The sequence below is a fragment of the Nocardia sp. JCM 34519.1 genome (assembly GCF_020361265.1).
Taxonomy (GTDB): domain Bacteria; phylum Actinomycetota; class Actinomycetes; order Mycobacteriales; family Mycobacteriaceae; genus Nocardia; species Nocardia arthritidis_A.
Map to the genome: position 1 here is coordinate 279,244 of NZ_JAIRBR010000006.1, position 21,663 is coordinate 300,906.

22 protein-coding genes are annotated in these 21,663 nt (G+C 66.5%); 11 read left to right on the forward strand and 11 right to left on the reverse strand.

The features are described 5' to 3' along the window. Nucleotides 1–176 precede the first annotated feature (176 nt). Nucleotides 177–1,061: a helix-turn-helix transcriptional regulator gene (locus LGY53_RS18315; protein ID WP_225727862.1), complete on the forward strand. Its 885-nt coding sequence runs from the start codon at nucleotides 177–179 to the stop codon at nucleotides 1,059–1,061. Next, entirely contained in the window at nucleotides 1,061–1,261 is a 201-nt protein-coding gene (locus LGY53_RS18320; protein ID WP_255665077.1) for a DUF397 domain-containing protein, read from the forward strand. The genes LGY53_RS18315 and LGY53_RS18320 overlap by 1 nt, the downstream gene beginning before the upstream one ends. 151 nt (nucleotides 1,262–1,412) lie before the next feature. On the opposite strand, the gene LGY53_RS18325 is transcribed toward LGY53_RS18320, so the two are convergent. Further along, the gene (locus LGY53_RS18325; RefSeq protein WP_225727864.1) at nucleotides 1,413–2,519 is read right to left on the reverse strand and encodes an NAD(P)-binding domain-containing protein; all 1,107 of its coding nucleotides are present in this window, start codon (nucleotides 2,517–2,519) and stop codon (nucleotides 1,413–1,415) included. Between the two features lie 160 nt (nucleotides 2,520–2,679). Between LGY53_RS18325 and LGY53_RS18330 the strand changes: the two genes are divergently transcribed. The 5 genes from LGY53_RS18330 to LGY53_RS18350 all read left to right on the forward strand — a co-directional run bounded on the left by LGY53_RS18330 (nucleotide 2,680) and on the right by LGY53_RS18350 (nucleotide 7,410). Continuing rightward, on the forward strand, nucleotides 2,680–3,405 hold the full coding sequence (locus LGY53_RS18330) for an enoyl-CoA hydratase (RefSeq protein ID WP_167471876.1): 726 nt from the start codon (nucleotides 2,680–2,682) through the stop codon (nucleotides 3,403–3,405). Next, a complete protein-coding gene (locus LGY53_RS18335) occupies nucleotides 3,405–4,547 on the forward strand; it encodes an MBL fold metallo-hydrolase (RefSeq protein ID WP_225727989.1) in 1,143 nt (380 codons plus the stop codon). The genes LGY53_RS18330 and LGY53_RS18335 overlap by 1 nt, the downstream gene beginning before the upstream one ends. Before the next feature lie 33 nt (nucleotides 4,548–4,580). Further along, nucleotides 4,581–4,829: an antitoxin gene (locus tag LGY53_RS18340; protein ID WP_225727865.1), complete on the forward strand. Its 249-nt coding sequence runs from the start codon at nucleotides 4,581–4,583 to the stop codon at nucleotides 4,827–4,829. Nucleotides 4,830–4,881: 52 nt separating this feature from the next. Continuing rightward, entirely contained in the window at nucleotides 4,882–7,140 is a 2,259-nt protein-coding gene (locus LGY53_RS18345; protein WP_225727866.1) for an ATP-dependent DNA ligase, read from the forward strand. Between the two features lie 90 nt (nucleotides 7,141–7,230). Further along, nucleotides 7,231–7,410, forward strand: coding sequence for an antitoxin (locus LGY53_RS18350; RefSeq protein WP_167471879.1), 180 nt, complete (start codon nucleotides 7,231–7,233; stop codon nucleotides 7,408–7,410). Here the strand turns inward: LGY53_RS18350 and LGY53_RS18355 are convergent. Continuing rightward, complete coding sequence (locus LGY53_RS18355) at nucleotides 7,400–8,038, reverse strand: cysteine hydrolase family protein (protein WP_225727867.1); 639 nt, start codon at nucleotides 8,036–8,038, stop codon at nucleotides 7,400–7,402. The two genes, LGY53_RS18350 and LGY53_RS18355, sit on opposite strands and share 11 nt — an antisense overlap. 210 nt (nucleotides 8,039–8,248) lie before the next feature. Between LGY53_RS18355 and LGY53_RS18360 the strand changes: the two genes are divergently transcribed. After that, complete coding sequence (locus LGY53_RS18360; RefSeq protein WP_225727868.1) at nucleotides 8,249–9,457, forward strand: lipase family protein; 1,209 nt, start codon at nucleotides 8,249–8,251, stop codon at nucleotides 9,455–9,457. A gap of 188 nt (nucleotides 9,458–9,645) precedes the next feature. Here the strand turns inward: LGY53_RS18360 and LGY53_RS18365 are convergent, their stop codons facing one another. The 5 genes from LGY53_RS18365 to LGY53_RS18385 all read right to left on the reverse strand — a co-directional run bounded on the left by LGY53_RS18365 (nucleotide 9,646) and on the right by LGY53_RS18385 (nucleotide 15,690). Beyond that, nucleotides 9,646–10,389 carry an ammonium transporter gene (locus LGY53_RS18365; RefSeq protein WP_308102922.1) on the reverse strand — a complete coding sequence of 248 codons (744 nt, stop codon included), beginning with the start codon at nucleotides 10,387–10,389 and terminating at the stop codon, nucleotides 9,646–9,648. 191 nt (nucleotides 10,390–10,580) lie between these two features. Next, on the reverse strand, nucleotides 10,581–11,258 hold the full coding sequence (locus LGY53_RS18370; protein WP_225727869.1) for a hypothetical protein: 678 nt from the start codon (nucleotides 11,256–11,258) through the stop codon (nucleotides 10,581–10,583). A gap of 46 nt (nucleotides 11,259–11,304) precedes the next feature. Beyond that, complete coding sequence (locus LGY53_RS18375) at nucleotides 11,305–12,042, reverse strand: energy-coupling factor transporter transmembrane protein EcfT (RefSeq protein WP_225727870.1); 738 nt, start codon at nucleotides 12,040–12,042, stop codon at nucleotides 11,305–11,307. Further along, complete coding sequence (locus LGY53_RS18380; protein WP_225727871.1) at nucleotides 12,039–14,156, reverse strand: ABC transporter ATP-binding protein; 2,118 nt, start codon at nucleotides 14,154–14,156, stop codon at nucleotides 12,039–12,041. Before LGY53_RS18380 ends, LGY53_RS18375 begins: the two co-directional genes overlap by 4 nt. 70 nt (nucleotides 14,157–14,226) lie before the next feature. Next, nucleotides 14,227–15,690, reverse strand: coding sequence for an NAD(P)/FAD-dependent oxidoreductase (locus tag LGY53_RS18385; protein WP_225727872.1), 1,464 nt, complete (start codon nucleotides 15,688–15,690; stop codon nucleotides 14,227–14,229). A gap of 84 nt (nucleotides 15,691–15,774) precedes the next feature. On the opposite strand from LGY53_RS18385, the gene LGY53_RS18390 reads away from it, so the two are divergent. Beyond that, nucleotides 15,775–16,845 carry an AraC family transcriptional regulator gene (locus tag LGY53_RS18390; protein ID WP_225727873.1) on the forward strand — a complete coding sequence of 357 codons (1,071 nt, stop codon included), beginning with the start codon at nucleotides 15,775–15,777 and terminating at the stop codon, nucleotides 16,843–16,845. A gap of 17 nt (nucleotides 16,846–16,862) precedes the next feature. Here LGY53_RS18390 and LGY53_RS18395 read toward each other — a convergent pair whose 3' ends face one another. Together LGY53_RS18395 and LGY53_RS18400 are read right to left on the reverse strand one after the other, a co-directional pair. Beyond that, nucleotides 16,863–17,642 (reverse strand): metallophosphoesterase, encoded by a 780-nt coding sequence (locus LGY53_RS18395; protein WP_225727874.1) that lies wholly within the window; start codon nucleotides 17,640–17,642, stop codon nucleotides 16,863–16,865. A gap of 159 nt (nucleotides 17,643–17,801) precedes the next feature. Then, nucleotides 17,802–18,236: a MarR family winged helix-turn-helix transcriptional regulator gene (locus LGY53_RS18400; RefSeq protein WP_225727875.1), complete on the reverse strand. Its 435-nt coding sequence runs from the start codon at nucleotides 18,234–18,236 to the stop codon at nucleotides 17,802–17,804. A gap of 50 nt (nucleotides 18,237–18,286) precedes the next feature. Here LGY53_RS18400 and LGY53_RS18405 point away from each other — a divergent pair, with 50 nt between their 5' ends. Beyond that, on the forward strand, nucleotides 18,287–18,898 hold the full coding sequence (locus LGY53_RS18405; protein ID WP_225727876.1) for a TIGR03086 family metal-binding protein: 612 nt from the start codon (nucleotides 18,287–18,289) through the stop codon (nucleotides 18,896–18,898). Nucleotides 18,899–18,968: 70 nt separating this feature from the next. Here LGY53_RS18405 and LGY53_RS18410 read toward each other — a convergent pair whose 3' ends face one another. After that, the gene (locus LGY53_RS18410; protein ID WP_225727877.1) at nucleotides 18,969–19,736 is read right to left on the reverse strand and encodes an RNA pseudouridine synthase; all 768 of its coding nucleotides are present in this window, start codon (nucleotides 19,734–19,736) and stop codon (nucleotides 18,969–18,971) included. A 21-nt stretch (nucleotides 19,737–19,757) separates the two neighbouring features. Next, on the reverse strand, nucleotides 19,758–20,765 hold the full coding sequence (locus LGY53_RS18415; protein ID WP_225727878.1) for an adenylate/guanylate cyclase domain-containing protein: 1,008 nt from the start codon (nucleotides 20,763–20,765) through the stop codon (nucleotides 19,758–19,760). Between the two features lie 59 nt (nucleotides 20,766–20,824). Here LGY53_RS18415 and LGY53_RS18420 point away from each other — a divergent pair, with 59 nt between their 5' ends. Then, the gene (locus LGY53_RS18420; protein WP_225727879.1) at nucleotides 20,825–21,661 is read left to right on the forward strand and encodes an alpha/beta fold hydrolase; all 837 of its coding nucleotides are present in this window, start codon (nucleotides 20,825–20,827) and stop codon (nucleotides 21,659–21,661) included. Nucleotides 21,662–21,663: the final 2 nt, after the last annotated feature.

A 21,663-nucleotide genomic window follows, 5' to 3' on the forward strand; every position in this document is an offset into this window, starting at 1 on the left:
CGGTCACCGGCCGGCCCGCATCCGCAATGCGAGCTGACGCCGGAGCAGCGACTGAATGTTGAGATTCTTCCTGGGCTTATGTGCTAAGTGCATGGGGATTTCTGATGTTGCTTCAGCGTAAAGGGGCGTAGTGGTGTGCTGCTGGCAGTCGGCAGGTCACTCGAGGGAGGCGGGTCATGGAAGAGGATCGCAGTTCGACGATTCCGAAACGGCAGTTGGGACGGTATCTGCGCGAGGGGCGGGATGAGTGTGGGCTCACCCTCGAGCAGGCGGCCAAGTTGATCGAGCGAAGCTCCAGCACGCTGCAGCGGATGGAGAAGGGGACGTTATCGAAGATCGTCGCCGTAGATCTCGATGCGTTGTGTGCGCTCTACGACTTCAATGCGGCAAAGACGGCGGCGATGAAAGGTCTTGCGGCACAAGCGAATGAGGACAATTGGTGGCATGAGTACGGGCACCTGATCCCTGAAGACTTCGATATTTTCGTTGGATTGGAGGCTGCGGCGCAGAGCTTGATTACATACGAATCCGAGCTGGTGCCAGGGCTACTGCAGATTCCGGCGTATGCGAGCGCGCTTATGCATGCCGTATTTCCCGACGACAGCGCCGAGGAACACGCGTTGCGTGTTCAGTTGCGCATGCGGCGGCAGACGCGCATCACTCGCAAGGTGCGGCCAGCGAAATTCGATGTGGTACTTCGGGAGTCGGTGCTTCGCGGGCTGGTCGGCGGTCCGAAGGTAATGGGCGCACAAGCGCGTTACCTGGCTGACATAGGGACGCGGTCCAATGTCAGCATCCAGATCCTGCCATTCCGAGCGGGGTTCCCGCTCGGCGTCGCGGTCGGACCGTTCGTCATCCTCGATTTCGGCGAAGACAAGAAAGGTAGCCCGATCGAGCCGCCCGTTGTCTACCGGGAGAGTTACACGGGCGACTTGTATCTTTCCAAGCCAGCCGCCGTTCGGCGGTACCATCAGGCCTACGAGTGCCTTCGGCGGAATGCCTTGGACGCGGTGGCCAGCAGGCACCTGCTTAGGCAGGTGGCAAAGGAGTATGGGGCGTGATGGTCGATCTATCTGCGGCGGAGTGGTTCAAGAGCAGTCGCAGCGGTGGAGACAAGAACTGTGTCGAAGTTTCCTTCGCGGCGAACAACCTTGTGGGGGTTAGGGATTCGAAGAACTCTTCGGGTCCTGTGTTGGTGTTCACCGTCGATGAGTGGTCGGCTTTCATTGGTGCGGTGGCTACCGGCGTATTCGACCATTGATGGTGACCGCGAAATCTATTGCGGCTATGGCTGGTTCGTTGACTCGACTGTGACTGTCCGCTTGGTGTGATTGCGCTGACTGTGCTTGCCGACGGTCTGCAACTGATCAGATGGGTGCGCATCCGTGACATGGGCCACCGGATAGCGAGACCTATTGCAGCCCAAGATAACTGGTCAGTTCAACCGCCGCTGCCCGCCCGGCGCGATTGGCGCCGATGGTGCTCGCCGACGGTCCGTAACCGATCAGGTGGATGCGCGGATCGTCCGCGACCTGGGTGGCGAGGCGGCCGTCCATTTTGATGCCGCCGCCGGGGCCGCGTAGGCGTAGGGGCGCGAGATGGTCTAGGGCGCTGCGGAATCCGGTGGCCCACAGGATGACATCGGCGTGCTGGAAGGTTCCGTCGGCCCAGCGCACGCCGTCCGGTTCGATGCTTTTGAACATCGGGTGGCGTTGCAGGGCTCCGCGTTTCTGGGCGGCGCGCAGTCGGTCGTCGAGGCGTAAGCCGGTCACCGAGACCACCGAGCCGGGTGGTAGCCCGCGCCGGACCCGATCCTCGACGATGGCGACGGCGGCGCGGCCGGCTTCCGCGGTGAACATGTCGTCGCGGAATCGGGGTTCGGTGCGTGTGACCCATGTGGTGGTGGTGACCTGGGATATTTCGTCGAGCAATTGCACCGCCGAGATTCCGCCGCCGACCACGACGACGTGTTTGCCCGCGAATTCGGCGGCGGCGCGATAGTCGTGGGTGTGTAGTTGGCGGCCGCGGAAGGTTTCCGCGCCGGGGTAGACGGGGATGAAGGGATGCTCCCAGGTTCCGGTGCAGTTGATGATGCCGCGCACGCGCATGGTGCCCGCGGGATCGGTTTCGGCATTGAGGAATTCGCCGCGGCCGTCACAGCGGTTGCCGTCGGCGTCGCGGTCGCAGACGACGGTGACCGAGACCGGACGGTGTACCCGCAATTCGAAACGTTTTTCGTAAAGCTCGTAATAGTGCGGCACGGCGGTGGTGGCGGGCACGGTTTCCGATCCGGGCGGCAATGTGTCGGCAAACGACATTCCGGGCAAATCGTGCACCCGGTTGACCGTGGAGAGGGTGAGCGAGGGCCAGCGGAATTGCCAGGCGCCGCCCGGTGCCTGCGCATGATCGACGATCAGGAACTCGTGTTCGGGGCGCAATCCGAGGCGTTGCAGGTGATAACCGGCAGACAGTCCGGCCTGACCAGCACCGATTACCAGGATCTCGAAGTCTGTCGGCACGTTGCGAGATCGTATCGCCTTCAACGGTCTGGACGGTCGGCTGTGGCAGAGTGAGAGTAACCAAACGACACGCGGTGTGAGCGACGGGCGCGGTAGCTTGTGTGCCCAAGCAGGGCACCGTGAACGCCGCCAATTAGACACCGTCAGTTGGGGAGGATGCATGCTCGGAGTTAGCCGCGATGGCGATGTTGTCACCATCGAACTGCAGCGGGAGGAGCGCCGCAATGCGCTCAATATCGAGCTCGTGGCACTGCTACGCGAGGCGGTGTTCGATGCCTCCCAGAACGCCAGGGTCATCGTGCTGACCGGGCAGGGGCCGATCTTCAGCGCGGGCGCCGATCTCGACGGCGTCTATTCGCAGGAGTTCCTGGATGGCTTGGTCGATATGCTGCACACCATCGAATCGACCCCGATTCCGGTGATCTCCTCGATCAGCGGCGGCGCGCTCGGCGCGGGCGTGCAGATAGCGCTGGCCTCGGATCTGCGGGTGCTGTCCGAGGATTCCTATATCGCCATTCCGGCGGCGAAACTCGGCATCACGGTGGATCGCTGGACGGTGCGCAGGCTGGTGTCGCTGATCGGCGGCGGCCCGGCCCGCACGATATTGCTTGGCGCGGAACCGGTTTCGGCATCCGACGCGTACAACTTCGGCTTTGCCAACAGAATCGGCACGCTGGCCGACGCGCAGGCATGGGCCAAGCAGATCGCGGCGCTGGCCCCGCTGTCGCTGCGGCATATGAAGCTGGAACTCAACGACGACGGCACCAGGGAGCCGGAATCGGTGCAGCTGCGCGCGGCGTTGGAAGCGGCATGGACGAGCGAGGACGCGCAGGAGGGCCGACTGGCCCGGCGGGAGAAGCGCGCGGCGAAGTTTGTGGGGCGATGATGAAGTTGCGCAAGGTGATCGGTTACGCGATGGGCGGTCTCGGGCTGGTCTGGGTGGTGCGTGCGGCGTGGGGGATACCCTCCGCGATCGGCGCATCGATTTCGGCCATCCAGCCGTATGCCACGGGGGCGGTGAACTACCGCAACCGGCAGTTCCACAACACCGAGCCGAGCACCCAGTTGGCGGCGGGATCGGCTCCCTCCCTGCTGTATTCGTTGCTGACGCAGCGAAATATCGGGCGGCCGAAAGGTGTCATCCCGCTGCACACCCCCGAGGCGCCGGATCAGCCGGCCGATCTCGCGGTCACCTGGTACGGGCACGCGACCGCGCTGGTCGAGGTGGACGGCTACCGGGTGCTCACCGATCCTGTTTGGAGCGAACGGGTTTCGCCGTCGATGCTGGTGGGTCCGGCCCGGATGCATCCGGTGCCGACGCCGCTTTCGGCGCTCCCGCCGGTGGACGCGATCCTCATCTCGCACGACCACTACGACCACCTCGACAAGGAAACGGTCCGAGAGCTGTTGCGCCGCCAGGACGCACCGTTCCTGGTGCCCATCGGCATCGGCGCGCACCTGCGGCACTGGGGTGTCCCGGAGCAGCGGATCGTCGAATTGGATTGGGGCGGTTCGATTTCCCTGTCGGCGCTGGACCGGCAGCGCGGTTCCGGCGATCTCACCATCACCTGTACCGAGGCCAGGCACTTCTCCGGCCGGGGGCTGACGCGCAACACCACGCTGTGGGCGTCCTGGTCCATCGTGGGGCCGGCCAAGCGGGTGTACTTCGGCGGCGACACCGGATATACCAAGGCCTTCGCTAAAGCGGGCGCAGCGCTCGGGCCGTTCGACCTGACGCTGCTGCCGATCGGCGCGTACGACGACCGCTGGCCGGATGTGCATATGAATCCGGAGGAGGCGGTGCGCGCGCACGCCGACCTTTGTCTCGGCGAGGCGGGCTATGGGCACCTGGTGCCGATTCATTGGGCGACGTTCAACCTGGCCTTCCACGGTTGGTCCGAACCGGTGCGCCGAATGGTCGCGGCCGCCGAATCCGCCGGGACGCGGGTCGCGGTGCCGATGCCGGGTGAGCGGGTAGTCCCCAATGGCCTCCCACGGCGGGAATCGTGGTGGGAGGATGTGGGGTGAATAACCTAGTTCGGCGACAGGAAGGAATAAGGGATGAGCTTCGCGGATACCCTGAAGGGCCTGGTCGGCAAGGGTAAGGACGCGGCGGCCAAAAACGCCGACAAGATTCATGACGCGGTCGATAAGGCCGGCGATTTCATCGACGAGAAGACCGGGCACAAGTACACCGACAAGATCGAGCAGGGCAAGCAGGCGGCCAAGAACGCGGTACCCGGCGAACAGCCGGGTGAGTCGCAGCCACCGGCGCCCGAGCCGCCCGCCGAAGGTGAACCGCAGCCCTGATCCGCGCGGCGGGGACCGCGAGTTTGTCGGTCCCCGCCATTAAAATCCAGATATGGTGGTGCGCCGGAAATTCGGCGATATCGAGGTTGAGCTGAACAACCTCGATAAAGTGCTGTACCCGGCAACAGGTACCACCAAGGGTGAGGTGATCGCCTATTACACCGCGATCGCACCGGCCATGCTGCCGCATATTGCGGACCGCCCCGTCACCAGGAAGCGCTGGCCCAACGGGGTCGACGAATCGTCCTTCTTCGAAAAGAATCTCTCCGACCACGCGCCGTCATGGATTCCGCGGCGCGCCGTCGAACATTCGCGGGGCAAACAGGTCGTTTATCCGCTGATCGATTCGGTGGCCGGACTGGCCTGGATCGGGCAGCAGGCGGCGTTGGAAGTCCATGTGCCGCAATGGCGTTTCGACGGTTTGGCGCCCGGGCCCGCCACCCGGCTGGTTTTCGATCTCGACCCGGGGCCGGGCGCCGGGTTGGCCGAATGCGCGGCCGTCGCGCTGGCGGTCCGGGATATGGTCGAGGACATCGGCCTGCACGCATTCCCGGTGACCAGCGGCAGCAAGGGAATTCACATCTATGTTCCGTTGGACCGGGTGCTGAGCCCGGGTGGCGCGTCGACGGTGGCCAAACAGGTGGCCACGAATCTCGAGAAGCTGCGACCCGATCTGGTGACCGCGACGATGGCGAAGTCGGCACGCGGCGGCAAGGTGTTCCTCGACTGGAGCCAGAACAACCCGTCGAAGACGACCATCGCGCCGTATTCGATGCGCGGCCGAATGCACCCGAATGTGGCGGCGCCGCGCACCTGGGCCGAGATCGAGGACCGGAAACGGCTGCGACACTTGGCCTTCGACGAGGTGCTCGCGCGCTTCCGAGACGATGGCGATCTGCTTGCCGAACTGGACACCGCGCCGCGACCCGATGCGCTCGCCAAATACCGTTCGATGCGCGATCCGGCGCGCACGCCCGAGCCGGTACCGGCCGCGGCTCCGCCGGCCGGGCCGGGCAATCGCTATGTGGTGCAGGAACATCACGCCCGCCGCCTGCACTGGGATGTGCGGCTGGAACGCGACGGTGTGCTGGTCTCGTGGGCGGTGCCGAAGGGGCCGCCCACCTCGTCGGATCAGAACCGGCTCGCGGTGCACACCGAGGATCATCCGCTGGAGTATCTGGAATTCCACGGCGCGATTCCCAAGGGGCAGTACGGCGCCGGGGAGATGACGATCTGGGATTCCGGGACCTATGAGACCGAGAAGTGGCGCGACGACGAGGTGATCGTCGAATTCCACGGGCAGCGGCTGAGCGGACGGTACGCGTTCATCCAGACCAACGGCAATCAATGGCTGATGCACCTGATGCGGGAACAGGTCCGTCCCGAACCGGAAGGTAATGGGACACAAGAGGTTTCACGTGGTTCCGCGCCGTTCCCGCGCGGGTTGGAGCCGATGCTCGCGACGCAGGGTGAGGTGGCCGAACTCGGCGACCGCGACTGGTGTTTCGAGACGAAGTGGGACGGGTTCCGGCTGATCGCCGAGATCCAGTCCGGCACGCTGACTTTGCGTAGCCGCAGGGGCAATGTGGTGACCGATCGCTATCCGGGCATCGGTGCGTTGGCGCGCGAACTCGCCGGGCACGATGTGGTGCTCGACGGCGAGGCGGTGGTGTTCGACGACCACGACGTGTCCATGCTCGGCCTGCTGCAGGCGGATGCGGCGCGGGCCGTCTTCGTGGCCTTCGACGTGCTGTATCTGGACGGCACTTCGCTTGTCCGCAAACGGTATTCGGACCGGCGGCGGGTGCTGGAGGCACTGGCGGCCAACGCGCCATCGATGCGGGTGCCGCCGCGGCTGGACGGGCCGGGCGAGCGGGCGCTGCGCTACAGCCAGGAGCATGGGCTGGAGGGCGTCGTCGCCAAACGCAAGGATTCGGTGTATCTGCCGGGCAAGCGCGGACATTCGTGGGTCAAGCAGCGCAACTGGCGCACCCAGCGGGTGGTGGTGGGCGGCTGGCGGCGCAGCGACGCACGGGAATTCAAATCGCTGCTGATCGGGATACCGCACGAGGGGCGGCTGTACTACGTCGGCCGGGTCGGCACCGGATTCGACGATTCCGATATGCGGGATCTGGCCAAACAGCTGCGCCGGCTGGAACGCAAGACCAGCCCGTTCGACAACGACCTCACCAAGGAAGAGCGCGAGGCGGCCGTCTGGGTTTCGCCGAAAATCGTTGGCACCGTGCGATTCATGAACTGGACCGAGGCCGGTCGGCTCTGGCATCCGGCCTGGCTCGGCACGGTCGAATAGCGACTGTGACCGGGCTCGCTGGTGGCGAGCGGGATTGCGGCCCCATTCGCTCGGTAGGGTGCGTGCAGATTCGAGAACGAGGAGCGCGCAGTGGATTTCAAGAGCCTGGCGAACAAGGCGTTGGACCTGGCCCAGCAGAACGCCGACAAGCTGGATGTCGTCATCGAGAAGGCGGGCGATCTGGTCGACAAACAGACCGAGGGCAAGTTCGCCGACAAGATCGAGACCATCGAGGAGGCCGCCAAAAAGGCGCTGCGCGCTAAGGATTGAGCAGCGGCGTGATGGTGGCCGTATCGGTGACGATCGCATTGCCCTGGAATGCGAAATCGTCGTAGGCGCGGGCCATCGCGGCCGCGTCCCGGCCGTCGCAGGCGTCGCGCACCACGATCGGGATGAAGCCCAGATCGGTAGAGTGTGTGACGGTCGGCGCGATACCGATCTCCAGCGCGACACCGGCGATCGCGTACGCGCCGATACCGAGATCGCGCAGCGTCGAGGCCAGCGGGGTGCCCTCGAACGCCGACATCGAGGTCTTGTCGAAGACGATCTCGTCGCCGCGCGGCCGCAGCTCGGGTATCAGCTCGAAGCCCGGCGTATCGCGCAGCAGGATCGGCTTCAGATCGTCGACCGAGTCGACCTGCTGCCAGGACATCGCCATCCGCAGCGCGAATACGCCGCTGAGCCGGCGCGGCAGGAAGAAGTGCCGCAGGAAGATCACCGGATAGCCGCCGCGGCGCGCCGACTCGACCAGGTGGACGACGTTGTCGACCACCGGCTTGGTGTCCTCGAGCTGAGCCAGCACGCCGACCTGCATGTCGTAGACGATCACCGCGAGTCGGTGCGGTGCGCACACGTCGGCGAGTTCCTCGGGAATTTCCAGTCCGTTGCCACGTCGCATGGTGGGCTCGTCTCTCCTCGGCACCGATCACCGTCGGGCGGCGATTCGGTTGCGCAGCGGGCACTTTCGGAACACTCTAACTCTCGATTCCGCGGAAAATCGGCGACGCCGGGGGTTACCTTCGGATAGCCATTGCCTATCCATTCCGACCGGCAGTAATGTTATGGCCTCGAGGCCGGGGGCGGGCCTCATCGAACACTGGAGGCCCGGATGCGGCACAGTGCATTCATACGAGTATTGGCCGTCGCGGCCTTGCTGGCGTTCGGTTCGATATCCCCGGCGCATGCGCTGCCGTACCCGGATGACGACCCGTTCTACGCGGCGCCCGCCGATATCGGGTCCTATTCGAACGGCGCGATCGTGCAGGCCAGGCGGATCGCGATGTTCGGTCTGCCGCTGCCGGTTTCGGCGTGGCAGGTGAAGTACCGGAGCACCGACTCGTCCGAGCGGCCGGTGGCGGCGGTGACGACGGTGCTGACGCCGCTGCTGCCGTGGTTCGGGCCCGGCGCCCGGCCGCTGCTGTCATATCAGATCGCGGAGGACAGCCTCGGGACCCGGTGCGCGCCCTCGTACGGGCTCGGCGGCGGCTGGGATCTCGGCGGGATCAACACCTACATCGACACCCCGTTCATCGCGACGGCGCTCGGCCACGGCTGGGCGGTGGTGACCAGCGACTACGAGGGTCCGCAGTCCCGGTTCCTGGACGGCGTCGATTCGGGGCGGTTGGTGCTCGACGGCATCAGGGCGGCCCGCGCACTCGCGCCCGACGGTGTGAACGACGCGAGTCCCATTGGGGCATGGGGATATTCGGGCGGCGCATTCGCTACGCTGTGGGCCGCGCAGTTGCAGCCGCGATACGCGCCGGAGGTGCGGTTCGCCGGTATCACCTCCGGCGGTGTGCCCGCCGACTGGCCGGCGATAGCGCGCGGTGTCGACGGCACCGCCCAGGCCGGGCTGGCCATGCTGGTGCTCATCGCGACGGCCCGCAACGACACCGGCAACGGGGTGCTCGAGCTGCTCAACGATCGTGGCCGGGCACTGGTGTCGAACGAATCCGGTTCTTGCGGTGGGGATTTGGTTGCGAAATATGTCAACGCGCACGCCGACGACTTCGCGCGGGCGCCGGGTCTGTTCGCGAACCCGGTTTTCAAGGCGGCCACCGATATTCAAGAACTCGGCGCGGTGGCCCCGCAGGCGCCGCTGTACCTGTACCACAGCAACAGCGATGACGTGATCCCGGTCGCCGGGTATACGGCGCTGGTGAACCGCTACTGCGTGGCGGGTGCGAATATCGCCTACAAGCACTCGCCGATCCCGGGACACAACCCGGCCGCCGTCGGCGAAGCCCCCGGCGCATTCGGCTACCTGTCCGACCGGTTCGCCGGGATACCGGTTCCGGCGGGCTGCCGGGGCGATTGATCGAATTACCTTGGTGGGCGGCCCATTTCGCGAGTAGCCGGTTCGCGGACGCGGCGCCGATGAGCACGGGTTGCGCACAAGGCGGCGGCCACACACAAGGCAGCAGAAAAGCCAAGGCGCGCACCGAAATTCGGTGCGCGCCGCGGCTTCAGCTGGTGTTGGGCCGGGTTATGGGCGACCCGTGGCGATTACTTGCGGTCGCTCGGTTCCGACCATTTCGTGGTGCCGGGCGGCGCGGCGAGGGTGCCGATCAGGTCGATGCCCGCGATCAGCAACGTCGGGCCGCCGACAATGATGGTGCCGATGATGCCGCCGACCGCGGCACCGGCGATCACGCTGGCGATCACGCCGGGGCCGGCGACGATGCCGGTGAGTCCGACGAGGGCGCCGATCGCGGTGCCGATGAAACCACCGATGGCGGTGGCGATGCCGAACTGCGAACTGAACGCGTTCATCGCGCGCTGGTTCTCGGCGTTCGAGGCGATCGGCGCCGCGGTGGCGGGCCGGGCCTGCGTGTAATCCTTGACCGCGGTGAGCTCGAGTACCCTGCCGTCATCCCGTACCGCGTGCGGTAGCGGGAATTCGAGCCCATCCTGCCGGAAGGACAGCGGGAGGGTAACGACAGTGTTGCCCGCCTCGTCCTTGATATCGACGTTGTTGCCGGACATTTGGAAATGTCCGTTGGTCAGTGTGGTGACGACGGTGTCGCCGACCAGCTGTGCCTGGTACCCGATCTCTGGGGTGGTTGCCGGCTCGGCGTGCGAGACGCCCGCGCCGACCGCGACAGCGGCCACGAGCGGGGCGGCAACCGCAGTGATCTTGCGGAGTATCATCGGGTGTTCCAATCTAGATTCATCAGGTCGTGCCAGATTTAGCGAACGCTTCGCCCGTCGGGTTTTCTTCCCCCAGTTTCGAATTCCCCCCGGTTCCAATTACCCAGTGTGCATATGTCCGGTGGCCATATGTCCAGTGCCCATGCGAAGCGTGATCTGATCCCAGCAACCAGCTGCTGCGGTGCTCAACTCTACCCCGATGTGAAACGCCACTCACTCGATTTCGTGTGGTGTCGTCCAGTTCGACCGGGCCGAAAGATGTTATAGCCGTTCGGTATACGTGCAGCGCGTCACTTCAGGACGTTGATCGCGCGGGCGATGACCAAGGCGGCGAGTACCAGGGACGTAGCGGATTGCAACATCATCGAGAGCTTGGCCCAGCGCGACATCGGCATCACATCGGTCGGGCTGAAGGCGGTCGCGTTGGTGAATGCCAGATAGAGGTAATCGGTGAACTCTGGTTCCCAGTCCGGCCGGGTCAAATCGGGATTCTGCATCTGGGCGAACAGGAAGTCCGGCAATAGTTTCCTGGCATGTGCGCGGGCCGCCGGGCCGCCGCGATCGAATTCCCAATACAGCAGGGCGAAGACCAGCACATTGGTGATCCAGATGGACCCGCCGGAGCCGAGCAGCTTCGCGGGTTGATTGCTGAGCACGCCGGTGAGCAGCCCGTCCACCAGCAGAGCCGCCGACCACACATTGGCCAGGCCGAGCAGACCGGTCAAGACCAATCCGAGGGCGCGCAGCAGATCCGATTGGTGATTGATGCGCACCGGGTTCGCGGCGAACAGAATGATCAAGAGCAGCAGTTCCAGCGTCGGCAGCGGCCACCATGGATCCATGCGGAATTCGCGAGGCAGCGCCACCTGCAGCGCCACCATGCATACGACGGCCAGCGTCGCCACGATCCGCGATTCGCCCGCGGTCTTCCGCTGCCAGGCCGGTACGTCGTCGTCGGCGCTCGTCATAGCGCCAGTATCGTCCGTATTGCGGTGTGTCGCAGCCGGACACCCCTCAGAGCAGCAGCGTCGACGTCACCGCCACGAGGCAGACCGCGATCACCAACCCCAGCGCGATCGCGTCGGCGCGGCCCGGCGTCGTCGGATGCGCGGTGAGCTGGCCGGTGCCGCCGCGCGCGGTGATGGCCTCGCCGAGTTCGCCCGCGCGCCGCGTCGATACGGCCATGGCGGCGGTGAGCAGGTCGATCATCGGATTGTCCGCGGCGCGGTAGAGGAAACTGTCCTTGGGCCGGAGCTTGCGCGCGGCCCGCAGCACCCGCATCTCCTCCAGCAGCAGCGGCAGCCCGCGCAGGGTGAGCGCGATGACGACGGCCCATTCATCCACCGGCACACGGAGTTTGCGCAGCGGTGCGCCGAGAGTGGCCAGGGCGGGCGCGATTTCACCCATAGGGGTGGTCCAGGCGACGATGAACGACGCGGCCACCATCATCAATCCGAAGAGCACGACCTGCACATAGCGGATCACCGCGTCCACGCCCGCGGGAGCGGTGGTCAGACCGCTGAAGATCAGCAGACCCCAGAACCACAGCGGCGGCCGCGGCAGCGTGCCGAGCGGCAGCCGAGCCGTAAGGCAAACGGCCGCAAGGAAAATCACCATCAGCCCGAGCACCGGCCAGGACGGAAAGAACATCAGCACCAGGCTGATCAGGAAAACCGCGATCATCTTGGTGCCCGCCCACAGGCTGTGCACCGGGCTGGCGACCGGAACCTCCCGCAGCAGCACGGTATTCATCGGCGGCCTCCCTGATCGATGTGCAGCGCGGAATCGATGGCCGGACGCGCCGTGGCCCTGGACGAATCCGGTTGGCGCACCGGATCTTTGGCTGCCTCTCGGACCGGCTCGGCCTCCAGGATGCGCCCTTCCTCCAGGTGAACGGTGCGGTCGCACACCGCGGACATATCCGCGACATCGTGCGAGATGACGATCAGCGTGAGACCGGAATCCCGCAGGTGCGCAAGCAATTCCACGATATCGGTGCGGCCCGTCGGATCCAGGCCCGCCAGCGGCTCGTCGAGCACGACAACCGGCGCGTGGCTGGCGACGATGGCCGCGAGCACCACCCGCTTGGCCTGCCCGCCGCTGAGTTCCTCGATCGAGCGCGCGGCCAGCGCCCGATGCAGGCCCACCGCGTCCAGCGCCCGGCCGACCGCGCCGGATCCGGTGGCCCGGCCGCCCCAGTCGGCGATTTCCGCGCCGACCGTCTCCTTCTGCAGCTGCAGGCGGGAATGCTGGAAGGCCAGCTCCACCCGGCCGATCTGTTTCGCGACCGGTTTGCCGCCGAGTTCGCAACGGCCGGAACTCGGTTCGAGCAGTCCGGCGATGATCCAGGCCAGAGTCGACTTGCCGGAGCCGTTGCCGCCGACCACGAGCAGTGCCTCACCGCGCCGCACCGACAGCTCGACACCGTGCAAAGCCGGTGCCTCCCAAGGGGTTCCGCGATTGTAGGTGTAGCGGACGTCGTGCAGCCGCAGGATCGGATCACCCATCGGCCTGCGCCGCTGGGCGCGCACCGGCTGCGGCCATGCGGGCAGCTGGGTGACGGTGCGCCCGTTCGCCAGATGGATCACCCGGTCGGCGGCGGCCGCATCGGCCTCGTGGTGGGTGACCAGCACCACCGCCATCGGATGCCGCCTCGGCAGCTCGGCGAGCAGGGCGACCAGGTCGCGGCGGCCCTCCGGATCGATCATCGAGGTGGCCTCGTCGGCGATGAGCAGCGCGGGCCTGCGGGCCAGCGCCGCCGCCACCGCGAGCCGCTGCTGCTGGCCGCCGGACAGCGTCGCGGTCTCCTTCTCGCCCATGCCGTCCAGGCCGACCTCGCGCAGCAGCCCGTCCACATCGACCTGCCCGGCCAACTCCAGCGGCAGACCCCAGACGACGTCGTCGGCCACCCGCACGCCGAGCGTCTGGCTCTCCGGCCGCTGCAACACCATCGCGGTGCCGCCGAGATGGCCGAGCCCGGCCGAACCGGGCCGGTCCACCGCGCCCCCGGTGGGCGGCAGACCGGCGAGCAGCCTGGTCAGCGTGGATTTACCGGAGCCGTTGTGCCCGACCACCGCGACGAATTCGCCGACGTCGACGCTCAATTCGATATCCCGCAGCGCATCGGTTCTGGCGCCCGGATAGCGGAAGGACGCGCCGCGCAAGGTGACCGGCAGCGGCGCGATGGGCCGGTCGTCGGGCGGTGCGTCGAGCCGGTCGGCGCCGGGCAGCCAGGTCAACCGGTCCAGCACCGCGCCGAGCACGTACCAGGAGAACATCGCGGTGGTCACCACACCGAATGCGACGCCGCCGCCGACGAAGGCCCACCACCAGTGCAGCACGGTTTCGGCGGCATCCATCGCCGCTCGGCCGAGCGGCGCCAGCTGCGGCTGCTTCGCCGCAAGCTCCTGAATGCCGCGCGCGGAGTTGCGGATGTTGTCGAAAAGCAGGTTACGGGCCCGCGCGAGCACCAGCAGGCCGACGATGGACAGCGCGGCCCAGGCCAGCGCCGTCAGCGCGGAGAGCCCGGCCACCGCGATCACGCCGCCGCGTCTGCGTTTGACGATGCCGACAACGCCGGCGACGGTGGCCGCCGCGACGATGCCGGTGGCGGTCAACAGCCCGGCGACCACGAAGGAGACCAGGGTGGCGGCCATGGTCGTGGTGACCAGCGCGCGCAATCGGTGCCGGTAGGCGAGTAGTCCGAGCGGGACGGCGGCGACCAGATTGAGGCCGGCCGCGATGGGGATCACCGAGCCGACGGTGACCAATCCGATGGTGACGCCGCCCAGTACGGCGCCGGTGGCCAGCTCGATCGGACGCAGCGGTCCATGCTCGATCGGTCCGGTTCTGGGCAGTGCACTCACGGAACAAGTCTGCCAGCTCGCGTCGTCCGGCACTCGGGCGTTGGGGTTTACCGGATCTTGTCCGCGAACCTCATGCGGCTCGGGTGATGGCGAAGTCTGCGGGGTCGAGCCTGCGGGTCCGGCGCCGGTAACTCAACTGGGAGCCCGGCCAGTTGTTGGTGATCCGGCCTGCGGAGTTGCGATACCAGCTGGTGCAGAAGTTCCACGGGGTGCGGTTCAGCCGTTGCTGCAGCGCGGTATTGAACCGCTCCTCGGGTTCCGGCCGCACCTCCAGCGTGTGACCCGGGCGGTCGGCCAGCAGTCGCACGGCCTGGCGGATGTAGCGGGCCTGCGATTCGATCATGTAGATGATCGAGCCGACGCCGAGGTTGGTGTTCGGGCCGTAGACAAGGAACATATTCGGGAAGTTCGGCACCGTGATACCCAGGTGCGCGTGCGCGCCGTCCTGCCACTCGTCCGAGAGTTTGCGCCCGCCACGGCCGTAAATGGCCATGGGCCAAAGGAATTCGGTGCCCTTGAAGCCGGTGCCGTAGATGATCACATCGGCCTCGTGCACCGTGCCGTCGGCGGTGCGCACGCCCGCCGGGATGATCTCGGCGATCGGGGTGGTCTCCACCTCGACGTTCGGCTGGGTCAGCGCCGGGTAGTAGTCGTTGGAGAACAGCCCGCGTTTGCAGCCGATCGGATAGTCGGGGGTGAGTTTCGCGCGTAGCTCCGGATCGGTCACCTGGTCGTGGAGGTGGTGGAGCGCGATCGCGGCGACCCAGCGGGTGATCACCGGGAATTCCACCAAACCCAGCGAGACGAATTCGGCGATCGCCCACCAGCCGAAGCGCTCGACCAGTAGCGCGCCCGGCACGCGGGCGAAGAGTTTGTGCTGGATCGGCTTGTAGTCGGTATCGAATTTGGGCAGCACCCATGCCGCGGTGCGCTGGAACAGGGTGAGCTGGGCGACTTCCGGCTGGATCCGCGGGACGTATTGGATGGCGCTCGCGCCGGTGCCGATGCAGGCGACGCGTTTACCGGTCAGGTCGATGTCGTGATCCCATTCGGCCGAGTGGAAGGATCGTCCGGCGAAGGTTTCGATGCCGGGCAGGTTGGGCAGCGCCGGGCGGGAGAGCTGGCCGACCGCGGAGATCAGCACGTCGGCGATATGGGTCGCGCCGTCGGCGGTGCGGACCGTCCACTGGCCGGTCGGATCGTCGAATTCGGCGTCGGTCACGTCGGCGCCGAAGACGATATGGTCGAGCAGCCGGTGCCGCTCGGTGACCGTGCGCAGGTAGCCGAGAATCGCCTGCCAGTCCGAATACCGTTGTGGCCAATCCGGTTTCGGCTCGTAGGAGTACGAGTAGAGCGGGGACGGCACATCGCAGGCCGCGCCGGGATAGGTGTTCTCCCGCCAGACGCCGCCGAGCGCGGTCGACCGCTCCAGGATGGTGAAGTCGGTGAAACCGTTGCGCTGCAATTCGATCGCCATACCGATGCCGCCGAATCCGGCACCGATGATGATGATCGATGGATGCCTGCCCGTCATGTGGCACTCCTCACATCGCTTGGCTGAGTTCCACTGTAGGTGCGCATGCACGGATCAATAGAGATATTCGGCCATAATGACCTGGTGGTCCGGGCAGATACCGAGCGGGTGCTCGATCCAGGGATCCGCGATTGGAACTTCAGTCGCGGTATAGCCAGCGTCGCTCTGATGGTCGGCTACGCGGCGGAATACGGGGTGCCACCGGCCAAGATGCTCACCGGAACCAAGCTGACCGAGGCGCAGCTGCACGATCCGGACCTGCAGATCGACGCGTCGACCGAGCTGGCCGTCATCCGCAACCTGGTGCGCGAACTCGGCGCCCGGCCCGCGCTCGGCATGGAACTCGGGCAGCGCTACCGGATCACCACCTTCGGCATCTTCGGCTTCGCCTGCGTCAGCAGCCCGACCCTCGGCGAGGCCATCTCCTTCGCGCTGCGCTATCTGGAGCTGAGCTTCACTTTCTGTCTGCCGGTGGCCGAATGGCGGTCCGGCGAATTCGTCGCCGCGATCCATGACGAGCTGATTCCGGCCGATGTGCGGCAGTTCCTGGTGGAGCGCGACGTCACCGCCATGTATCAGGTGATGACCGATCTGCTGGGCAGGCCGCTGCCGCTCACCAGCGCCGAATTCCGTTTTCCGGAACCGGATTACGCGGATCGGATCGAGGCGGTGATCGGGGTGACGCCGCGCTTCGGCCGGCCGCGCAACCTGTTCGCCTTCGATCCCGCGGTGCTGGATCAGCCGCTGCCGCAGGCGAACGAGCACACCTGGGCCATGTGCCTGGCCCAGTGCCGCGACCTGGTGCACCGGCGGCGGGCCCGCACCGGCATCGCCGCCGAGGTGCGCGAACTGCTGGTGCCGGGCAGCGACGGATATGGCGCTCCGCCCGGAATCGACAGTGTGGCAAAGCATCTCAATATGAGCACGCGCACGCTGCGGCGGCACCTCGACGCGGCGGGCACCAGCTATCGGGCGCTGCTGGACGAGGTGCGCAGGGCCTTGGCCGAGGAAATGCTTTCCGCCACACCGCTTTCGGTGAGCGATGTGGCGATCCGGCTCGGCTATGCGGAATCGTCGACGTTCATCTACGCGTTCAAGCGGTGGACCGGACTCACCCCGGCGGCCTACCGGCGGGATCGGTTACTGCGGCGCTGAACTGGTCGCTATCCCTGTCAACTCTGCGGGCTGTCTAGGCGGCCGCCCATCGGGACGCTGCGGAAATGGGTTGTCAGGCCGTGATTCTCGTCGATGATGTGCAGGGCGACGGCCGGATCCGGCGCGTAGTCCATGACGTGGTCGGGCAGCTCGAGCTCCCACATCGCGCCGAGCACGGAGGCGGTGCTCGGCGCGACCAGCAGCGGGCGGCCCGCGAAAGTCGTTGTGGCGCAGGAATGTGCGTGCCCGGTGAGCACGCCGATGATCCGATCGTCACCGGCGACGACGGCGGCCAGCCTGCCGGGATCGGCGAGTGCGATCTCGTCGACGACCGGGCTGAACAGATGCGCGGGCGGGTGGTGCAGTGCCAGCAGCACCGGGCCGTCGGCCGGTGCGGCGGCGAGGGTTTCGCGCAACCAGCGGTAGGTGTCGTCGGTGAGCCTGCCACTCGGCTCGCCGGGGATGCTGGAATCCAGCATGACGATGGTCAGCGTGCCGACCTGGTGCACCCGGTTGATCGGCTCGGCGGTGCCGGGCAGACCGAGCAGCACGCTGCGGAAATTGGTGCGATCGTCGTGGTTTCCCGGAATGGCGATGACCGGGATATCGCTGGCGAAAGTGGTTTCCGCTTGGGCATATTGCTCGGGTTTACCGGCATCGGCGATATCGCCGGTCACCAGGATGACATCGGGCCTGCGGCGCAAACCGGCGAGGAAGTCGAAGACGCGTTTCGCGCGCGCGGCGTTTCGCGCGCCGAGATCGAAATGGGTATCGCTGACCTGAGCCACCAGGATCATCGGCGTTCGCTTTCTCTGGGGGATCGCTCCATTGCGTCAGAGTGTGCCGGATCGGGTGTGCGGCACGCCTTTCAGGCTAGATGACCTGCGTGTTACGCGTCGTCATGAGGCTCGCCACCGGGCGGAACCCAATGACCGGTCTGTGTCGGTGGGCACAGCTCATTCCTGCTGGTTGACGATGTCGTGCAGGGTTTGCAGCGCGCGCAGGAAGGCGCGGCGGTCCGCGGCGGGAAGATTCGCGAGCAGCACTTCCTCCTGCTCCTGGATTTCGCGCTGGGTGCGGTCGCGCAGTACGCGACCCTCCGGCGTCAGGGAGACCATATTGACCCGGCGGTCGGCCGGATTGGGTTCGCGGCGGATCAGCCCGCGCCGCTGCAGGTCGTCGAGTATCGCGATGATCCGGGTTTTATCGGCGCGGGTGGCCTTGGCCAGGGCGGCCTGGGTGTAGATCGGGTCGTCGTCGAGCCGCAGCAGCACGACATAGGCCCACATGGACAGGCCGTTTCGGTCGAGTATGGGCTGCTCGGCCACCATCAGCGCGTGGCCGAGCGGCGCGATCATCGCGGCCAGGTCGGGTCGGGTCACTTCAGGCATGGGTCGAAAATACTGCTTGCATTTAATAAGCTCATGCTTATGATAAGCGCATGAGTACGATTACGGATGCGGATCTCGTCGCCATGCACGCCAGGTCCCTGCGACTGACCACCGACCTGGTCGAGACGGTGACCCCCGATCAGCTGAACAACGAAACCCCCTGCGCCGGTTGGAATCTACGCGACCTGCTGACGCATATGACCATCGAGAACCACGGCTTCGCGGAGTCGGCCCGTGGCCGTGGCGGAGACATTTCCCTATGGCAGACAAGGGAACTCGCCGACCCCATCGGCGAATACCTCACCGTCTCCGCGGACCTGCTCGACGCGTTCGCCGTCGATGACATCTCCGAGCGCGAGTTCCTGCTGCCGGGAATCATGCCGGGCGTCCCGTTCAAGGCCGAGCACGCGGTGCGGTTCCAGCTGGTGGACTGCGTGGTGCACGCATGGGATGTGGCGCGATCGATCGGGAAGAACATCGAGCTCGACTCCGATCCCGAAATGGCCGACGAGACGCTGGCGATCGCCAGGATCGTGCCCGGCGGTGCGGATCGGTTGAAGGAGGGTGCGGCGTTCGGGCCGATACTGGAGGTGCCGGAGGGGAGCGGCAAGCTCGACGAGATTCTGCTGCTGTTGGGCCGGGATCCTAAGTGGGGCAATTGATTTAGGGCTGGATAGGGGTTCTCCCCGGCCCGGGGGGTGTTGGGGGTTTGTAGCGGCAACCAGGCGTCGACTACCGGGCGAGCAGTGCCGCACCCTGCTCGAGTAAACCGGCAGCCTCGTCGGCTCCGACCCCTACCGGCGTCCAAAAGTCCTCTCCCGGAACGGCTTCCATATCCAACACCGGCGGCGTGCGCCAGGAAGCGGTGAGGCCGAGCCGCCAGGAATGCAGGTGGGTGCGGGGCTGCGTCCCGGTCCGGTCGAACAGCGGATCGCCGACGATCGGGTGGCCGATCCAGGCCAGGTGCACCCGGATCTGGTGGCGGCGACCGGTGATCGGGCGCAGCGCGAGCACGGTGCGGGACTCGGTGCGCAGCAGCGTCGCGAATTCGGTGATCGACGGATAGTTCTTGCCGCTCAACAGATCCGATTGCCGAACGAACCAGCGGTCGTCTTCGGTGCGGATCGACTCGCGGGGCGCGGCGATACGCACCCGGTTCTTGCGGCCGACGCTCAGCGGCAGATCGATCACCCCGCGGTCCGGCAGGCCGGTCGAATCCACAACCGCCAGATACGATTTGGTCGCCGTCTGCTTGTTGAACTGCCTGGTCAGCTCGCCGTGTGCGGGTAATTCCTTGGCCAGCAGCACAAGACCGGATGTCACCTTGTCGATGCGGTGCACGGGGTAGAGGGTTTCGCCGCTGGCGGCGGCCAGCTCGACGATATCGGTGTCGTGCCGCTCCCCGGTGACCGAGATCCCCGCGGGTTTGTTCAGCGCGAGTACGCCCGCGTCTTCCAGCAGCAGGCAGCGGGCGCGCAGCTGTGACCAGTCGATATCCACTCGGTGGAGTTTATGGGCCCGCTACTTCTCGTCGGCGCGCAGCAGGTGTGGGCGCAGGCGGCTGAAGCCGCGGACCCGGACGCTGCGCAGATTGCGAATGGTGAATTCGGGCTCGTTCGCGAGTTCGGCGGCGGCGTGGTCGTCGACCAGGATGGTGCCGGGGCGGGCGACGCCGGTGAGCCGCGAGGCGATATTGACCACCGAGCCGTACAGGTCGCCGAAGCGCTGCAGGACCGGGCCGTACGCGATGGCGACGCGCAGCTCCGGGGTGCCCGCGACCATCATGGTCGACTCCTGGATGGCCAGCGCGATCCGGGCCGCGTCGATGGCGTGCTCGGCCGCGAACATCACCTCGTCGCCGACGTTCTTGATCACCCAGCCGCCGTTCTCGGTGATCGCGGCGGTCGTGGTGGATTCGAACGCCTCGAGCAGCATGGATAGCTCGTCCGGGTGCAGATGCCTGGTGAGCCGGGTGTAGCCGACCATATCGGCGAAGCCGACCGCCAGCTCCCTGGTGGAATCCTCGGCGATCACCGCACCGTCGAAGGAACGGGCGAGCGCCGCGGCCAGATGCCGCCGCCACGCGTAGGTCTGGAGTTCCTCCAGCACCGCGATGGTCGCCTCGGTCGCGGTTCTGGCGATCTCGGCCGGATCGCGGTCGGGTTCGGCGGCGCGGGCCGAGGTGATCCTGGTTTCGATCTCGGCGAGCACCAGGTCGGCCTGCCATTCCGCGAGCCGGGCCATGCTCTGGCCGAGGGTGCGGGCGGCGGCGGACTGCTGGCGGATATCCGAGGACGCCACCACGTTGAGGCTGCGGAAGTCCCGCACCGCAACCACATCGGCATCGGTGTAGTCGTCGGTGTCGTCCGGATTCGCCGGGAAGCCGAGTGCCATCCACAGCCGCTTGGACACCTCCGGCGATACGCCCGAGCGCTCGGCCACCCCCGCGCGGTTGTACCGGCGCGTGCCGCCCAGCAGATACGACTCCACCACCGACTGCACGAGCTCGGCCATCTGGTTGTCCACCATGGTCGGTACCTTACGACCAAGGCATGACGCACAGGCGATGCTCGGATGGAGGTGGCGCGATGCCGGGTTCGGCGCAGGCCGTGACGACAGGGGAGATGAATGTGCGCTCCGACGGTCCGGCGGATGCCGCGACCGTGCTGCTGATCCACGGGTTCGCCGCTTCGCTGCACTGGTTCGACCGGGTCACCGAATTGCTGGTGCCCGCGTACCGGGTGCTGCGGGTCGATCTGCGCGGGCACGGCCGGACCGGCGGCCGGTTCGGGTTCGATCCCGAATCACAGTCCCGCGCAATAGTTTCCGTACTCGACGCGCTCGATATCCGGGATGCCGTGGTGCTCGGGCATTCCTTCGGCGCCGATGTTGCGCTGGCCGTCGGGCGGCGCAGCGAGCGGGTGAGCGCGGTCGGAATCATCGGTCAGGCACCGGATTTCAGCTATTCGAAGCTGCCCGCCGCGGGTGTGCTGCTGACGCTGCCGGTGCTCGGGACGCTGGTACACCGGATCACGCCCGCCGCCGCGATCCGCTTCGGCATGCGGACGGCCTTCGCGCGCGGCTTCCGGGCGCGTGATGTTTTCGATCGGCCGGACCGGCCGGTATTGGATTACCGCGCAATGCATCCCGGAATGTTCCGCGAGGTGCTCGTCGATCGGCCCGCGCGGTTGCGGGGCGAACCGCTGGACGCGCAGCTGCGTGCGATCGGCAAGCCCGCGTTGGTGATTCACGGCAGTGACGATCAGTTGTACGACACCGCGCGTACCGTCGCCCGGTATGCGGCGGCGGGCGCGCGGGTCGAGGTGGTCGACGGGGCCGGGCATTCGCCGAATATCGAGCGGCCCAACGAGTTTGCTCGTCTTGTCGGTGAATTCCGCACCGAGACCGGGTTGCGGGCCGGCTAGGT

What these genes read in the sequence shown, in the direction of transcription:
- LGY53_RS18360 (WP_225727868.1), top strand. Translation starts at nt 8,249, where the DNA reads ATGCGGCACAGTGCATTCATACGAGTATTGGCCGTCGCGGCCTTGCTG.
- LGY53_RS18340 (WP_225727865.1), top strand. Translation starts at nt 4,581, where the DNA reads ATGAGCTTCGCGGATACCCTGAAGGGCCTGGTCGGCAAGGGTAAGGAC.
- LGY53_RS18375 (WP_225727870.1), bottom strand. Translation starts at nt 12,042, where the DNA reads ATGAATACCGTGCTGCTGCGGGAGGTTCCGGTCGCCAGCCCGGTGCAC.
- LGY53_RS18315 (WP_225727862.1), top strand. Translation starts at nt 177, where the DNA reads ATGGAAGAGGATCGCAGTTCGACGATTCCGAAACGGCAGTTGGGACGG.
- LGY53_RS18345 (WP_225727866.1), top strand. Translation starts at nt 4,882, where the DNA reads ATGGTGGTGCGCCGGAAATTCGGCGATATCGAGGTTGAGCTGAACAAC.
- LGY53_RS18370 (WP_225727869.1), bottom strand. Translation starts at nt 11,258, where the DNA reads ATGACGAGCGCCGACGACGACGTACCGGCCTGGCAGCGGAAGACCGCG.
- LGY53_RS18395 (WP_225727874.1), bottom strand. Translation starts at nt 17,642, where the DNA reads ATGATCCTGGTGGCTCAGGTCAGCGATACCCATTTCGATCTCGGCGCG.
- LGY53_RS18420 (WP_225727879.1), top strand. Translation starts at nt 20,825, where the DNA reads ATGCCGGGTTCGGCGCAGGCCGTGACGACAGGGGAGATGAATGTGCGC.
- LGY53_RS18405 (WP_225727876.1), top strand. Translation starts at nt 18,287, where the DNA reads ATGAGTACGATTACGGATGCGGATCTCGTCGCCATGCACGCCAGGTCC.
- LGY53_RS18400 (WP_225727875.1), bottom strand. Translation starts at nt 18,236, where the DNA reads ATGCCTGAAGTGACCCGACCCGACCTGGCCGCGATGATCGCGCCGCTC.
- LGY53_RS18335 (WP_225727989.1), top strand. Translation starts at nt 3,405, where the DNA reads ATGAAGTTGCGCAAGGTGATCGGTTACGCGATGGGCGGTCTCGGGCTG.
- LGY53_RS18320 (WP_255665077.1), top strand. Translation starts at nt 1,061, where the DNA reads ATGGTCGATCTATCTGCGGCGGAGTGGTTCAAGAGCAGTCGCAGCGGT.
- LGY53_RS18355 (WP_225727867.1), bottom strand. Translation starts at nt 8,038, where the DNA reads ATGCGACGTGGCAACGGACTGGAAATTCCCGAGGAACTCGCCGACGTG.
- LGY53_RS18415 (WP_225727878.1), bottom strand. Translation starts at nt 20,765, where the DNA reads ATGGTGGACAACCAGATGGCCGAGCTCGTGCAGTCGGTGGTGGAGTCG.
- LGY53_RS18330 (WP_167471876.1), top strand. Translation starts at nt 2,680, where the DNA reads ATGCTCGGAGTTAGCCGCGATGGCGATGTTGTCACCATCGAACTGCAG.
- LGY53_RS18385 (WP_225727872.1), bottom strand. Translation starts at nt 15,690, where the DNA reads ATGACGGGCAGGCATCCATCGATCATCATCATCGGTGCCGGATTCGGC.